The sequence below is a fragment of the Micromonospora noduli genome (assembly GCF_003264365.1).
Classification (GTDB): Bacteria; Actinomycetota; Actinomycetes; order Mycobacteriales; family Micromonosporaceae; genus Micromonospora; species Micromonospora noduli.
The window spans coordinates 94,771-108,441 of the sequence record NZ_PYAK01000011.1; the positions used below are offsets into that span (position 1 = coordinate 94,771).

Below are 13,671 nucleotides of genomic sequence, written 5' to 3' on the forward strand. Positions count from 1 at the left end.
GCTTCGGCTCAGGTCGGCGCGGGCTCTGGCTCAGGTCGGGGCGGGACCGCCGGCCATCCGCTCGCGGACGGCCTCCAGCGCCTCGAAGGCGTACGCCCAGTTGTGGCACTTGAAGCTGCGGAGACCGTCGATCGCTGTGTGACAGTCGGAGCAGCGCACCCCGGCGATGGCATCCGGGATCTCGGTGTTGACGTACTTGCGCTCGCCCAGGATGACCGTGGCGATCATGGCCTTGTCGTGCAGGCCGGAGAGCGCCGACGAGACGATGTCGTACCAGGTGACCCGCCGGCGGCACTTCGGGCAGTCGGGTTCGTCGCCGCTGACCCAGAGCGGGGCGCCGATGCTGCGCGCCGGCATGCCGAGCAGTTTCTCCAGCCGCCGGACGTCCGACTCGGGGGTGGTCCAGCGGTGTCGGCCGGGCAGTGATGCGGGCGAGTCGTACACGGCACGGAACAGGTCGTGGTCGACCTGCACGGTCTCGCGCTGAGCGGTCATCGGCGTCCCTCCTCGTTGAGTCGGTGCCCCCACCGTGGTCAGCAGTGACCATGGGCGCAGCCGGATCAACGACACGAGGGGTCAGCGGGTCATCGCCGCGGGTGTTAGACATCGAGTTCCGCGCCCGCCGCCGAAGGGATCCCGCATGACCGATCAGCCGGTACCTGACGTCACCACCAGACCCAACGTCGCCCGGATGTACGACTACTTCCTCGGGGGCAGCCACAACTTCCCGGCCGACCGGGCCGCCGCCGACCGGGTGCTGGAGATCTTCCCGGAGACCGGGGTCGCCGCTCAGACCAACCGGCACTTCCTGCGCCGAGCTGTCCGGTACGCCGCGGAGCAGGGCGTACGCCAGTTCCTGGACATCGGCGCCGGGCTGCCCACCCAGGACGCCGTGCACGAGGTGGTGCGGGCCGTGGCGCCCGACGCGCGGGTGGTCTACGTCGACTACGACGAGGTGGCCGTCGGGTACGCCCGGCAGTTGCTGACTGGCGTACCCGGCACCGCTGTCGTTCAGGGCGACCTGCGGCGGCCGGACGAGCTGCTGGCCCACCCGGACGTGCGGGCCACCGTCGACCTGGACCAACCGGTGGCGGTGCTGCTCCTCGCGGTGCTGCACTTCGTGCCGGACCAGGACGAGCCGTGGGCGGCGATCGCCCGGCTGCGCGACGCCACGGTGCCCGGCAGTCACCTGGTGCTGTCCCACCTGACATTGGACGGCATCTCGCCGGAGCTGGCCGAGCGCGGCCAGGCCGTCTACCGCAACAGCAGCGCACCGCTGGTGCCCCGCACGCGCGCCGAGACGGCACGCTTCTTCGCCGGGTACGACCTGGTGGAACCCGGCCTGGTCGCCACCACCCGGTGGCGACCGGACGGCGAGCCGGAGACCGTGGACGCCCACGGGTACGCGGGGGTCGGCGTCCGCCGCTGACAGCGCTTTCGCCTCCGGTGGCCGGCGTCGGGTGGTACGACGGACGCAGGGCGTGCGCCAGCGGGAGGAGCGCCGATGGCGAGCAGACCCGAACGGCTGCTGCGGGGCGGTGACTCGCCGCTGAGCGCCTCGTTCCTCGAGCTGTTCTTCGATCTGGCGTTCGTGCTCGCCCTCAGTCAGCTGGCCACCCACCTGCTGCACGACCTCACCCTGGCCGGTGCGCTGCGGACCGCCGTGCTGTTGACCGGAGTCTGGTGGATCTGGGTGCCCACCACCTGGTTCGCCGACTGGTACGACCCGGAGAGCCCGGCGGTGCGGTGGCTGTTGGTGGGTTCGGCGCTGGGCAGCCTGCTGACCGGGGTGGCGATCCCGCAGGCGCTGGACGGGCGGGGCCTGCTCTTCGCCGGCGCGTACGTCTCGGTGCACATCGCCCGGGGCGTGGTCACCGCCGTCGGGCTGCGAGGTCACCCGCGGCAGATCCGGACGCTGCGCATCCTCTGCTGGTTCAGCGTCTCCGCCGTGCCGTGGCTCGCCGGTGGGTTTCTGCCGCAGTGGCGGGTGCCGCTCTGGCTGCTCGCCCTCGCCCTCGACCTCACCGGTCCGCGACTCCGCTGGCCCACGCCGGGGATGGGCCGGACCAGGCGGGAGGAACTGCACCTGGCCGGTGAGCACTTCGCCGAGCGGTACCAGCAGATCATGATCATTGCGCTCGGCGAACTCGTTCTGGTCGCCGGCCTCTCGTACGCCGGCACCGACCTTCACTTCCCGCAGACTGTCGCGTTCCTGCTGGTCTTCGCCACCGCGGTGCTGATCGGTCTGCTCTACGTCACGCCCGCCGGCCAGCGCCTCGGCCCGGCCATCGAGCGCGCCGACCCGGCCCGGCTCGGCGTCATCACCGGATACCTGCACCTGGTGATGATCGCCGGGCTGGTGGTCACCGCCGTCGGGGCCGAACTGAGCATCGCCCACCCCACGGAGACCGGTGACACGACAGCGGTCCTGGTCATCCTGAGCGGCCCGACGCTGTTCCTCGTCGGGCGGATCCTCTTCTCGGCGGCGATCCACCGGCGACTCTCCTGGCCCCGGGTCGCCGCCCTGTTCGTGCTGGCCGCTGCGGCGGCCGTGCTGCGGCTGCCGCTGTTGGTGGTCAGCGCGGTCGCCACCGGGGTGGTGCTCGTGGTGGTCGTCCTGGACCACGCCGGCATTCGGTCCTACCGCCACCGAGCTGGCGCGTAGTCAATAAGCCTGACTAAAGTCAGGTATATGGACTCGGCTCTCATCGCCGCGGTGCGGCGGTTCAACCGGACGGTCACCCAACGGGTGGGTGCGCTCGACGACGAGTACATGGCCCAGGGACGCCCGCTGGGGCAGGCCCGGCTGCTCTGGGAGATCGGCCCCGCCGGTGCCGAGGTCGCCGCGCTGCGGGCCCGGCTCGGCCTGGACTCCGGATATCTCAGCCGACTCCTGCGCACCCTTGAGAACGACGGCCTCGTCGCTGTGGGACCAACCGACGAGACCGGCGGCGACGGGCGCGTCCGCATCGCCACCCTCACCGACGCCGGCCGGACCCAGTGGGCCGACCTGGACCAGCGGTCGGACGATCTGGCCGCCTCGATCCTCGAACCGCTCACCGAACACCGCCGCGAACGACTCGTCACCGCCATGGCCGAGGTCGAACGGCTGCTCATCGGCTCGATGGTCGTCATCGAGCCATGCCCGCCGGGCGACCCGCGAGCACGCGCGTGCCTGCGGGCCTACGCCCGCGACATCGCGCGACGATTCGACGACGGGTTCGACCCCGAACTGAGCAACCGGGTCCACGACGATGCGCTCGTCCCGCCCAACGGGGTGCTCCTGCTCGCCACCCTCAACAGCGAACCGATCGGCTGCGGCGCAGTCAAACTCCACACCGACGCGCCCGCCGAGATCAAACGCGTGTGGGTGGCCGACACCGTACGTGGGCTCGGCGTGGGGCGGCGGCTGCTGGGCGAGTTGGAACGGTACGCCGCCGAGCGCGGCGCGACCGCCGTCCGGCTGGACACCAACCGCAACCTCACCGAGGCGATCGCCCTGTACCGGGCGACCGGTTACCGGGAGATCGAGGCGTACAACACCGAGCGCTACGCCCACCACTGGTTCGAGAAGCAGCTGCGACGGTGACGGAACTTGGTCCGGTGCGGTCTCGGCTGGCTATCCAGGTGGCGACGGTGGCTCAGGTGGGCGTCCCCGCGTATGGCCGGCGTCCGAGATGGCGACCCCGGCCAGGACCACGGCGGCGGCGAGTGCAGCCACGATCGGCGGTACGAGGAGCATCAACGGCGTCAGGGCGGCCAGGGCGAGCAGCCCGATCGGCCGGTCCCGGGACACCCGGCTGAAGACCACGTACTCGAAGCGGGAGCGCCCGGCCAGGAACAGCGCCGGTCCGCCGAGGATGATCGCGATCCAGGCCGGTTCAGGATGCCCGGACGGATGGGCGATGACGAGTTCGGCGCCGACCGCTGCGACGACGACACCGGCCACCATGACCAGGTGGGCGTAGAACGCCGACAGTCCAAGGCGGGCTGGATCGCGGGAGTTGGCGATGGCTGACGCCGACAACTCCCCGGCACGGTAGATGTAGATGCGCCAGAGCAGCACCGTGGCGGCGATCGACACCAGGAACGCCGTGGTCCGGTCGGGTGCGAAGCCGCTGCCGCCGAGGGTCGACGCGGAGACCAGGATCATCTCGCCCAGCGCGATGATGAAGAACTGTCGGTGACGCTCGGCCAGGTGTTCGGCCGCGCTCGGCAACTCCGACGGCGGCGAGCGGCCCAGGCCGGGTGTCAGGTAGCGGAGTTTTCCCGCCAGATAGTCGATGGCCACCGCCAGCACCCACAGTGCCTCCCGAGTGGTGCCGTGCGCCAGTGCCCCTGCGATCCACGGCACAGCGGATGCGCAGAACCAGATGACCACCCGTAGGGCGCCGCGCTGCAGCTCGTGGCCCCGCAGTGCGATGAGAAGGCCGATGCTGCGACCGACCTGGACGGCGACGTACGCGCCCGCGAAGACCAGGCCCTGCGCCCCGAAGGCATCTGGTAGCGCGACGGCCATCAGCAGACTGCCGACCAGAGTCGCGATGACCAGCAGTTGAATCGTCGGCCGCTGCGGGTCGAACCGGTCCGGGACCGTCGCCGTGCTGCACCAGACCCACCACACCGCCAGCAGCAGCACCAGCGTGTGGAAGGTGCCACGCCAGGTGAGGTCCTGGCTGAGCACCCGCCCGAGCTGGGTGAGCACGTAGACGAACGCCAGATCGAAGAAGAGCTCCAGGAAGGTGGCCCGTTGCGGATCCCCGGGCTTCCGCAGCAGCTTGCCCGCACTACTCGTCGTCATCGGCTCGCCCGTCCTGTGGGGTTATGCGCGCTCTGCGGCATTCGTACCACGTGGCAGGGGTGAGTCAGCCGGGCTACTCGATGACGCTGAGGTGGTGCGCCGCGCTGGCGAACGACCGGATGAGTTCCGTCTCGCTGCCGGTACGCCAGATCAGCCCCCACCGACCCGGCGGGGCGTCGTGGATGGGCACGTAGGCGATGTCCGGCCGCGCGTAGTAGCGGGCGGCCTGGGCGTGCACGGGCGAGACGGCTTCACCAGTGACGAGGATCGGGATCATCTCCTGGAAGTTGGAGACCGACGGGCCGATCGGGATCAACTGTCCGCTGGGTGTGCGTACGGGCACCAGGATCTCCCGCCAGTAGTCCGGCCGGGCCCCGCCCATGACCGTCTCGTCCGCCAGGTCCTCGTAGGAGACCGATTTGCGGCCGGCCAGCCGGTGGGTTGCGCCGACGGCCAGCACGATGGGTTCGGTGTAGATCACCGGGCCGACGGTGAGGTCCGGCTCCTTGACGGGCAGCCACACGATCTGCACGTCGATGTCGCCGGCGCGCAGCCGACCGAAGGGATCGCCGAAGTCGACATGCCGGAGCTGCACTTCGCACTCAGGGTGGTCCTTCGCGAACGCGTCGAACAACTCGCGGAAATCGTGGAGGTTGACGGCGATCGACCCGACCCGCAGCACCCCGGTCTTGCCGCGGGCGGCGAGCCTGGCCCGGTCCATGCCCTCGTGCAGACCTCGGTACATGGGCTGAATGTCGTCGAAGAGCCGTTGCCCGATCGGTGTGAGCGTCACCTGTCTGTTGTTCCGCTCGAACAGCGCGGCGCCGATCCGACGTTCCTGCTTCTTGATCGCCTGGCTGACCCGGGCCTGGGTCACGTGCAGCCGTTCGGCGGTGCGGGTGAAGTGCAGTTCCTCCGCCAGGGTCAGAAAGATCTCGATGTCACGGAGTTCCATGTGCTGTTCCCGATCCACCCATTAGCGAAGGGTTATGGCAAGTTACCAGTTGTGATCTTGTAGCCCGGTGCCTCGCCGGGCAGGCTGATGGACGTCGTCGCCGAACAGCATCCGGCAGCCTGAACGAGGAGATCGTCGTGCGCAAGCTCGTGTATTACATCGCCACCACCCTGGACGGCTTCATCGCCGGTCCCGACGGCGCCGACCCCACCGGCCCCGGCGGGTTCTGGCCCGTCCCGGACGACTACCTGCACCACCTCGTGAGCGAATATCCGGAGACGCTCCCCGGTCCGGCCCGACAGGCGTTCGGCATCACCGACCAGGGCAGCCGGTTCGACACTGTGCTGGAAGGGCGCCACTCGTACGAGGTGGGCCTGAAGGCCGGCGTGACCGACGCGTACCCGCACCTGCGCCACCTGGTGTTCTCCCGCACGCTGGGCAGCAGCCCGGACCCGGCCGTCGAGGTCATCGGCCAAGACCCGATCGCCACGGTACGAGAGCTGAAGCGGCACGACGGCAAGGACGTCTGGGTGATCGGCGGCGGCGCACTGGCCGGTGCCCTCTACCCCGAGATCGACCAGCTGATCATCAAGCTTGCCCCGTTGACCATTGGCGCCGGCATCCCGCTCTTCGGCCGCGACGCCGTCTTCACACCACGCACCTGGCGCCTGACCGACCACACCGTTCTGGACAGTGGCGCTCTCTTCCTCACCTACACGCGCACACAGACCGGAAACGAGCCCGCATGAGCACGTCCCATGACACCGTCACGATCCGTCCCATCACCGGGCCGGACGAGATCGCCCTGTTCAACCGTCTGCCGTACACCATCAATCACGAGCTCGACGACGACCTTGCCGACAAGCGCCGCCGACCGGAGTGGATGTGGGTGGCAGTGCGCGGCGACCGACTGCTGGCAAGGGTCGCCTGGTGGGGCCGCAGCGGCGACGACACTCCGCTACTGCTGGACATCCTCGACATCGACGACACCGCCGAGGACCTGACCGAGGTGGCACAGGCGTTGTACGAGACGGCCGCGAAGCAGGTCCTGGCACCCGGCGCGGTCCCTCCCGAATACGGCCGCTTCATTCCGGCGGACTGGCGAGAGGACCCGGACGCGTACCGGGCGGTGCGACTGAGGATAGGCGTGCTGGAGAACACCGGCGCGCACCTGACTGTCGAACGGCTCCGCCTGGAGTGGAACCCGGCGGCAGGCGTACCGACGCCCGACCGACGCCTGGCCTTCCGCCCGGTCGGCGACACCGACGAGCTGATCGCGTTGATGACCCGCACCCTGGACGGGACCCTGGACGCGCACAGTCGTGGCGACCTGGCGCAGATGTCCCCGCACGAGGCCGCGGTCAAGCACTACGAACAGGAGTTCGCCACGTACTCCAGCCCTCGTGAGTGGTGGCGCATCGGCACGTTGGGCGAGGACGGCGAGCCCGTCGGGTTCGTCGTCCCGGCCCGCAACGCCTACCACCCGGTGATCGCCTACCTCGGCGTCGTCCCGGAGCACCGGGGTCGGGGGTATGTCGACGGCCTCCTCGCCGAGGGCACCCGGATCCTGGCCGAGGAGGACGTGCCACGCATCCGCGCCGCCACCGACCTGGGCAATGCCCCGATGGCGAACGCCTTCGCCCGGGCCGGCTACGTCAACTTCGAGCGCGCCATCAACATGGCCTGGTAGCCGCGGCGGCTACAGCCGTTCGAAGCTCTCCATGCCGGCGAGTTTCAGCACCTCGGTCCGGGTCGCCGGGCATTCCAGCCGGGTCTGGTCGTCGATCTGGCGGCCGGTCGGCACGGGACCCTGCTTCTCGTACCAGGAATAGAGGTTCACCGTAAGGTTGGCCATCGCGCCCGTCTCGGACCCGATCCCCTTCAGCGTCGGCAACTGGCCATCCAGGTAGGCACACACCTCCTCCGCCGACGCAGGGGCGGAGCCGTTGGTCGGAGCCGCACGGACTGGGTCGGTCGCGGCGTTGGTCACGGTGGGGGTGCCCGGCGCCGCGGCCCCGGTGGGCGAGGGCGCGTCGGCGTCGGTACACGCCGTCAGAGCCAGCACGAGGCAGAGGGCCGGCGCGAGCGTTCGGATCGTTCTCATCAAGCGTTTTCCTGACGTGGGTGCTGATTGTGGATGACCCGTGAACGGGCCGAAGCGGCTGGCTGGCCGTCGCTGAGCTGTGCGGGCGACGGCGGTCAGGCCGCCGCTGTCGCGGTGACGAGCCAGAGGCCGGCGGGCAGCCGGTGGCCGCCGCCGGGTCCACGAAACCGGTCAAGCAGCCGGACGGCCCCGGCTCGGGCTGAAGCCTGCCTGTCCGGTGCAGAAATTCGGTACGCGGCACCGGCGGGGCCGACCTCGATGAGCCATTCGGCTACCGCGTCGGCGTCGTCTGGAGCCTCCAGGGCGACATCGCACTCGCTGATCGTGACGGCGGTGAAGCCGGCGCTGGTGAGGACTCGGGCGAGGCGCGCGGGGTCGGCGAAGGAGTGTGGACCAGGCTCGTCACCTATCGGTAGCGGAGGCAGGGGCCCGAGGTGCGGTGCCGCGCCCAGCATCGCCGCGGACAGCCACGGGTTGACGCTTCCGTCGCGAAAAACTGTCGCCGCGAGGCGTCCGCCCGTTCGCAGCGATCGCCGGATCGTGGCGCAGCCGGCGACCGGATCCGCCAGCAGCATCAGGGTCATTCGTGAGAACGCCGCGTCGAATGGGCCACCCGGTAGGACATCGACAGTCTCGATGTCGGCCACGTGGAACTGGATGCCCGGGTACCGGTCCGGACGGAACCGTTGCCGGGCGGTGGTCACCATCGCCTCAGCGAGGTCGACACCCACGGCTGCGCCGGTCTCGCCGACGGCCGTGGCCAGCTCGGCGGTGGTGCCGCCGCAGCCGCAGCCCACGTCGAGGATCCGCTCGCCCGGCCGTGCGGCCAGTCGATCCATCGCCGGTGCGCCCAGCGGCCGACCGACCTCGTCCTGTCTGTCGGCGTGGCGAATCCAGCCAGTTGCTGCCCCCGCCCAGAAAGCAGCGTTGCGGGAACGCAGGCTGGCGGTGTCGGCCATCAGAACGGCATCTCGGTGCCGTCGACGCTCATCGAGCGGAAGTGGGCTGCCTTCGTCGGGTCGAAGCCGTCCTCCTGTGCCGCCAGGCCCGCAGCCCGGACCAGTCGCTCGGACTGGAACCGGCGGAACGCTGCTTCGTCCTGCCAGATGTTGATGATCCGCCAGCCGTCCTCGGTCGGCCCTGCGACATGGGCGACGAGGCCCAGCGGCCGGTCGGGGCCGAGGTGCCGTTCGACCTGCCGGTATTCCGCTTCGCTGACGCCGGGCATCTCCTGCAACACACCGAACGGCATGGCCGCCACCTCTCGATAGAGTTAAGCTCTATCGAATAGAGCACTACACTCGACGGGTGGTTGTCAAGAGGCGTTACGACTCTTCCCGCCGACAGGAGCAGGCTCGACAGACCCGGCGGGCAATCCTCGAAGCGGCTGGCCGGCTGTTCGTCGACCCCGGTTATGCGGCTACGCCGCTGACCGCTGTCGCAGTGGAGGCCGGCGTCGCTGTCCAGACCCTGTACGCGGTGTTCGGCAGCAAGCGGCAACTGCTGTCCCAACTGGTCGACGTCACCCTGGCCGGCGACGACGAACCGGTGGCTCTGCCGGACCGGCCCTTCGTCGCCGAGATCCGCGCGCTCGCCGACCCCCGCGCCAAGCTCGTGCGCTACGCCCAGCACCTGACCGAGGTGAACGCCCGGCAGGCCCAGGTGATGCTCGCGCTGGCCGGAGCCGCCACGGCCGACCCGGACGCCGCCGAGATCTGGCGCAAGAACATCGACGACCGTCGCCGCGGAATGGCCATGTTCGCCGCGGAACTCGTCGGCACGGGCGGCCTTCGCCCTGACCTGGACGTCGAGCAGGTGGCCGACATCCTCTGGTTGGCTCAGGACGTCCGCAACTTCGACTGGCTCGTTCGGCAACGCGGGTGGCGGCTGGAGCAGTACCAGCGCTGGTATGTGGACACCGTGAGTGGCGCCCTACTCGTCAGCACCGACTAGCGGATGGTCCGGTCCGCCGCCGCATCTCGAGAGAGCAGCGCTGATCGAGATGCGGCGGCTGGAACGCGTTGCCGGTGGGGCCATCGTTTTAACGGCCCGATCAGCCCTTCACCGCGCCCGCGGTGAGCCCCTCGGTCAGGAAGCGCTGCCCGAGGGCGTACATGATCACCACGGGGATGCTGACGAGCAGCGACGCCGCGGCGAGTTGTCCTTGCGGCACGACGTCTCCGGCGATCATCGATTGCATCCCCACCGGAAGCGTCTTGTACTCGTCCTTCGTGATGAACACGAAGGCGAAGAGGAACTCGTTCCAGGCGTTGGTCAGGGTGAAGAGCGCGACCGCCAGCAGCCCTGGCTTGGCCAGCGGCAGCACCACCCGGCCGAACGCCTGGATGCGGCTGCAACCGTCGACCAGCGCGGCCTCCTCCAACTCGATGGGGATCGACGAGAAGTACCCCACCAGCAGCCAGGTGGCGAACGGCAGCGTGAAGGTCGGGTACGTCACCACCAGGGACCACAACGAGTCGGTGAGCCGGGCGCCGATGAGCATCTGGTACAGCGGGATGAACAGCAGCGCGCCCGGCATCACGTAGGTGAGCAGCACCGTGACGGTGAAGCCCTGCGCCCCGCGGAACCGCAGCCGGGCCAGCGCGTACCCCGCAAGAGCGGCGCAGACCAGTGCCACAGCTGTCGACGCCGCGGACACCAGCAGGGTGTTGAGATACCAGCGACCGAACGGCTGGTTGTCGAACAGGGCGCCGAACTGCTCAAGCGTCCACGGCGTCGGCCACAGGTCGTCGGTACGCATGACGACCTGGCCCTCGGACTTGAAGGCCGTGACGGCGATCCAGTACAGCGGGCCCAGCACGAAGAAGAGCAGGCCGGCCAGCGCGGCCCAGGAACCCAGGCCCGACACCACCGAGGACGAACGGCGACCACCTCGGGACTGAAGGGTCGAGACCACCCGGCCGACCCCCGCCGCGATCAGCAGGATCACACCGAGGACCACCGCAGCCTTCCAGAAGATCTGCGGAGACGCCCAGGCCAGCAGGCCGGTGACCAGCGCGGCGACGACCCACGGCAGCGCCTTCCGCGCCGTCGCTGCCCACCGCCGTGCCCCGATCCACCGCGCTGTCCGACGTCGCCGGGGCAGTCTGATGTTGGTGTCCTGGCGCAACAACCGGACCAGCACGAACACCAGCCCGCCGATGATCGGCAGCATGACGAGCGTGACCGCCGCGCCCGCGCCGTACTGAAGCTGCAGGATGGCCTTCGAGTAGGCGATGAGCACGTACGGCGCTGTCACGTCGCCCGGGCCGCCCTGCGTCAGCAACCAGACCAGGTCGAAGTTGTTGAACGTCCAGATCGACGACAGGGTCACCGTCACGGTGATCACGTGGCGTAGTCCGGGCAGCGTCACGCTTCTGAACCGCTGCCACGCCGAGGCGCCGTCGATGGTCGCCGCCTCGTAGAGGTCCGCCGGGATGGCCTTCAACCCCGCGAGGAAACAGACGGTGAAGAACGGCACCCCCTTCCAGACGTTGACGAGGATCACCGAGGGCATGGCCAGCGACGGGTCGGACAGCCAGCCCGCGGGCCAGCTGTCGACCAGGTGGGCGCTGGCCAGCAGCGGCCCGATTCCGGTGGCGGTGAGCAGCGTGTTGACGCTGCCGAAGATCGGGTCGAGTAGCGCACGCCAGCTGAACGCCGTCACCACCGTCGGCACCACCCACGGCACCAGGAGCAGCCCGGCCAGCACGGCCCGCCCGCGGCGGCGATGGTGCAGCAGCAGGGCCGCGGCCAACCCCAGCACGACCTTGAAAACCTCGGCGTACGCGGTGAAGACGAACGAGTTCACCACGCCGGTGTGGAACTGGTCGTCGCCGACGAGCGCGAGGTAGTTGTCCAGGCCGACGAAGACGCTGTCCTGCCCGTGCCGTTCGGTGGTGCTGGTGATGATCGATCGGGCGATCGGCACGAGAACGAGCCCGCCGACCAGCACGGCCATCGGCGCCAGGAACAGTGCCGCGAGTCGCCAGTCACGACCCAGCCGCCGCTGGACCGCGGTGAGGGAGCCAGGTCCCGACGGCGGGGATTTCCTCGCCGTCGGGACCCGCGCAGGACGGACCGAGCTCACTGCGGCAGCCCCTGCTGGTTGAAGATCTGCACCATCTTCGCGTGGGCGGCCGTCACGGCCTGCGCCGGCGCCGTTCCCTGGACGACCTGCTGCATCATGTCGGTGAGGACGTAGGCCGACCCCACCGCCTGCTGGCCCGCGCTGGCCTTCTGCGGGAAGGCCAGGCCGTTCTTCGTGTTCAGCGGCAGCTTCAATTCGGTGATCTTGCGCAGCATGGGGAACGCCGGGTCGCCGCTGGTGAAGAACGGGTCGGCGTCCCAGACCTTCTCCCAGGCGGGCATCACCAGGCCGGGTGCTTCCTTCGCGACCCCGAGCAGCGCGGGCGCGCTGACCAGGTACTGGGCCAGGAGCTTGGCGAGCGCGGGGTTCTTGGCGCCCTTGAAGACGACGAAGCCCTGCGACTGGCCGAGCAGCAGCGGGTTGTCGGTCGCCGGTCCGATGCAGTCGGAGAACACGTGGGTGTTCGCGTGCACCGGGTTCTTCTTGGTCCTGGAGTCCGCGTAGACGCTGAACTGGTTGCGGGTGTAACCGAGGATCCCGGCGAGCCAGTTCTCGTTGTTGCTGGTGTCGGTCCAGCTGGCGATTCCCGGCGGCAACATCCGCTTGTACTTGGGGTTGGTGTAGATGTCGCCGAGGAAGGTCACCGCCTGCACCGTTTCCGGTGAGTTGAAGGTGACCTTCCGGCCGTCGTTCGCGGCGATCGACCCGCCGTAGGCGTTGATCAGCGCCTCGATCATTCCGTTGCCGTCACCGGACCGGTTCACCGTCATGCCCCAGCCGAAACGGCGCTTGGCCGGATCGGAGATCTCCAGGCACAGGTCCCGCAGCTCCTCCCAGCTGTAGATGTCCTTGGGGGTGATGCCCTTGTCCTGCATCCAGTCCTTGCGCAGGAACGACCCGATCCCGATGAAGTGGTACGGGATGGCGAACCACTTGCCGTCGAAGACGCAGAAGTTCTTGGCCTCGGCGCAGGGTTCGCCGTACTTGGCGGTCAGCGCCTTGACGACGTCCGTCACGTCCTCCAGGTCGCCCAGCGCCTGGAACTGCGCGACGAACCGCGAGTCGGTCATGAACGCCAGGTCACGGGCCACCCCGCCCTTGACCTCCGCGTCGATCTTGGCCACCACGTCACCGGCGTCGGCCTGGACCAGACTGTTCTCGATCTTCGTTCCGGTGGTGTCGGCGAACTTCCTGATCGAGCTGTCGAGGGCTTCGTTCGCCGTCGTCGAGTACAGCTTCTGCGACAGCATGCCCATCGAGGAGCCCTTCATCGCCGCCGCGGCGTCGATCAGCTCCTGCGGAACTTCCGCCTGCACCCTGGTGGGCGATTCGGAACCGTCCCCACACGCGGCCAGACCGGCCGCGCCGAGCACCCCCACCCCCATCCCCAGAAAGCCGCGCCGTGACCACCCCGACTTGTCCTCCATGGACACCCGCCTCCTTTTTCCTGCGCACGGCTGCACGCCGAAGGCCTAGCCGGCGAACACCGCGATGGTTGTGTTGCAGTTGGTTTCTGCCGGCGACCACCGAGGGACGCCCGTCGAGATCAGTGCCTTCGTGGGTTCCTGCGCTGGTGAGCGGGCCCGCCCGTCATCGTGGGACGTCCGCTCACGCGCGCTTCGTCGAAGCCACCCGAGACATGTCGGATGGCGCTCTCCGGGTAGCGCGACGAGGTGGGGCGATCGGCGACCGGGCCGAGGCAGCAGCGCTGGCGTTCCAGT

General features: G+C 69.3%; 14 protein-coding genes. 6 read left to right on the top strand and 8 right to left on the bottom strand.

Annotated features, from left to right (window positions below; all coding sequences use genetic code 11):
- Window positions 1-30 precede the first annotated feature (30 nt).
- Complete coding sequence (locus GUI43_RS11695) at window positions 31-495, bottom strand: DUF8243 domain-containing protein (protein ID WP_112586282.1); 465 nt, start codon at window positions 493-495, stop codon at window positions 31-33.
- A 145-nt stretch (window positions 496-640) separates the two neighbouring features.
- Between GUI43_RS11695 and GUI43_RS11700 the strand changes: the two genes are divergently transcribed.
- The 3 genes from GUI43_RS11700 to GUI43_RS11710 all read left to right on the top strand — a co-directional run bounded on the left by GUI43_RS11700 (window position 641) and on the right by GUI43_RS11710 (window position 3,589).
- Complete coding sequence (locus tag GUI43_RS11700) at window positions 641-1,429, top strand: SAM-dependent methyltransferase (RefSeq protein ID WP_112698788.1); 789 nt, start codon at window positions 641-643, stop codon at window positions 1,427-1,429.
- 75 nt (window positions 1,430-1,504) lie between these two features.
- Window positions 1,505-2,665: a low temperature requirement protein A gene (locus GUI43_RS11705; RefSeq protein WP_112698789.1), complete on the top strand. Its 1,161-nt coding sequence runs from the start codon at window positions 1,505-1,507 to the stop codon at window positions 2,663-2,665.
- Window positions 2,666-2,692: 27 nt separating this feature from the next.
- A complete protein-coding gene (locus tag GUI43_RS11710; RefSeq protein WP_112698790.1) occupies window positions 2,693-3,589 on the top strand; it encodes a helix-turn-helix domain-containing GNAT family N-acetyltransferase in 897 nt (298 codons plus the stop codon).
- 30 nt (window positions 3,590-3,619) lie between these two features.
- Here the strand turns inward: GUI43_RS11710 and GUI43_RS11715 are convergent, their stop codons facing one another.
- On the bottom strand, window positions 3,620-4,801 hold the full coding sequence (locus GUI43_RS11715) for a low temperature requirement protein A (RefSeq protein WP_112586291.1): 1,182 nt from the start codon (window positions 4,799-4,801) through the stop codon (window positions 3,620-3,622).
- A 73-nt stretch (window positions 4,802-4,874) separates the two neighbouring features.
- Window positions 4,875-5,756, bottom strand: a complete 882-nt coding sequence (locus tag GUI43_RS11720; protein WP_112698819.1) for a LysR family transcriptional regulator — start codon at window positions 5,754-5,756, stop codon at window positions 4,875-4,877.
- 137 nt (window positions 5,757-5,893) lie between these two features.
- Between GUI43_RS11720 and GUI43_RS11725 the strand changes: the two genes are divergently transcribed.
- The gene (locus GUI43_RS11725) at window positions 5,894-6,505 is read left to right on the top strand and encodes a dihydrofolate reductase family protein (RefSeq protein ID WP_112586295.1); all 612 of its coding nucleotides are present in this window, start codon (window positions 5,894-5,896) and stop codon (window positions 6,503-6,505) included.
- Window positions 6,502-7,446 (top strand): GNAT family N-acetyltransferase, encoded by a 945-nt coding sequence (locus GUI43_RS11730; protein WP_112698791.1) that lies wholly within the window; start codon window positions 6,502-6,504, stop codon window positions 7,444-7,446. Before GUI43_RS11725 ends, GUI43_RS11730 begins: the two co-directional genes overlap by 4 nt.
- A 9-nt stretch (window positions 7,447-7,455) precedes the next feature.
- Here GUI43_RS11730 and GUI43_RS11735 read toward each other — a convergent pair whose 3' ends face one another.
- From GUI43_RS11735 to GUI43_RS11745, 3 genes are all read right to left on the bottom strand, one after another.
- Window positions 7,456-7,860: a hypothetical protein gene (locus tag GUI43_RS11735; protein ID WP_146758853.1), complete on the bottom strand. Its 405-nt coding sequence runs from the start codon at window positions 7,858-7,860 to the stop codon at window positions 7,456-7,458.
- Between the two features lie 95 nt (window positions 7,861-7,955).
- On the bottom strand, window positions 7,956-8,819 hold the full coding sequence (locus GUI43_RS11740) for a methyltransferase domain-containing protein (RefSeq protein ID WP_112586301.1): 864 nt from the start codon (window positions 8,817-8,819) through the stop codon (window positions 7,956-7,958).
- On the bottom strand, window positions 8,819-9,112 hold the full coding sequence (locus tag GUI43_RS11745) for a hypothetical protein (protein ID WP_112586303.1): 294 nt from the start codon (window positions 9,110-9,112) through the stop codon (window positions 8,819-8,821). The genes GUI43_RS11740 and GUI43_RS11745 overlap by 1 nt, the downstream gene beginning before the upstream one ends.
- A 56-nt stretch (window positions 9,113-9,168) precedes the next feature.
- Here GUI43_RS11745 and GUI43_RS11750 point away from each other — a divergent pair, with 56 nt between their 5' ends.
- Window positions 9,169-9,813 carry a TetR/AcrR family transcriptional regulator gene (locus GUI43_RS11750; RefSeq protein WP_225855398.1) on the top strand — a complete coding sequence of 215 codons (645 nt, stop codon included), beginning with the start codon at window positions 9,169-9,171 and terminating at the stop codon, window positions 9,811-9,813.
- A gap of 100 nt (window positions 9,814-9,913) precedes the next feature.
- On the opposite strand, the gene GUI43_RS11755 is transcribed toward GUI43_RS11750, so the two are convergent.
- Window positions 9,914-11,821, bottom strand: coding sequence for an ABC transporter permease (locus tag GUI43_RS11755; RefSeq protein WP_249037719.1), 1,908 nt, complete (start codon window positions 11,819-11,821; stop codon window positions 9,914-9,916).
- A 125-nt stretch (window positions 11,822-11,946) separates the two neighbouring features.
- A complete protein-coding gene (locus GUI43_RS11760; RefSeq protein WP_112698820.1) occupies window positions 11,947-13,377 on the bottom strand; it encodes an extracellular solute-binding protein in 1,431 nt (476 codons plus the stop codon).
- Window positions 13,378-13,671: the final 294 nt, after the last annotated feature.

What these genes read in the sequence shown, in the direction of transcription:
- GUI43_RS11710 (WP_112698790.1), top strand. Translation starts at nt 2,693, where the DNA reads ATGGACTCGGCTCTCATCGCCGCGGTGCGGCGGTTCAACCGGACGGTC.
- GUI43_RS11760 (WP_112698820.1), bottom strand. Translation starts at nt 13,377, where the DNA reads ATGGAGGACAAGTCGGGGTGGTCACGGCGCGGCTTTCTGGGGATGGGG.
- GUI43_RS11700 (WP_112698788.1), top strand. Translation starts at nt 641, where the DNA reads ATGACCGATCAGCCGGTACCTGACGTCACCACCAGACCCAACGTCGCC.
- GUI43_RS11695 (WP_112586282.1), bottom strand. Translation starts at nt 495, where the DNA reads ATGACCGCTCAGCGCGAGACCGTGCAGGTCGACCACGACCTGTTCCGT.
- GUI43_RS11735 (WP_146758853.1), bottom strand. Translation starts at nt 7,860, where the DNA reads ATGAGAACGATCCGAACGCTCGCGCCGGCCCTCTGCCTCGTGCTGGCT.
- GUI43_RS11755 (WP_249037719.1), bottom strand. Translation starts at nt 11,821, where the DNA reads ATGGCCGTGCTGGTCGGCGGGCTCGTTCTCGTGCCGATCGCCCGATCG.
- GUI43_RS11730 (WP_112698791.1), top strand. Translation starts at nt 6,502, where the DNA reads ATGAGCACGTCCCATGACACCGTCACGATCCGTCCCATCACCGGGCCG.
- GUI43_RS11705 (WP_112698789.1), top strand. Translation starts at nt 1,505, where the DNA reads ATGGCGAGCAGACCCGAACGGCTGCTGCGGGGCGGTGACTCGCCGCTG.
- GUI43_RS11745 (WP_112586303.1), bottom strand. Translation starts at nt 9,112, where the DNA reads ATGCCGTTCGGTGTGTTGCAGGAGATGCCCGGCGTCAGCGAAGCGGAA.
- GUI43_RS11715 (WP_112586291.1), bottom strand. Translation starts at nt 4,801, where the DNA reads ATGACGACGAGTAGTGCGGGCAAGCTGCTGCGGAAGCCCGGGGATCCG.
- GUI43_RS11720 (WP_112698819.1), bottom strand. Translation starts at nt 5,756, where the DNA reads ATGGAACTCCGTGACATCGAGATCTTTCTGACCCTGGCGGAGGAACTG.
- GUI43_RS11740 (WP_112586301.1), bottom strand. Translation starts at nt 8,819, where the DNA reads ATGGCCGACACCGCCAGCCTGCGTTCCCGCAACGCTGCTTTCTGGGCG.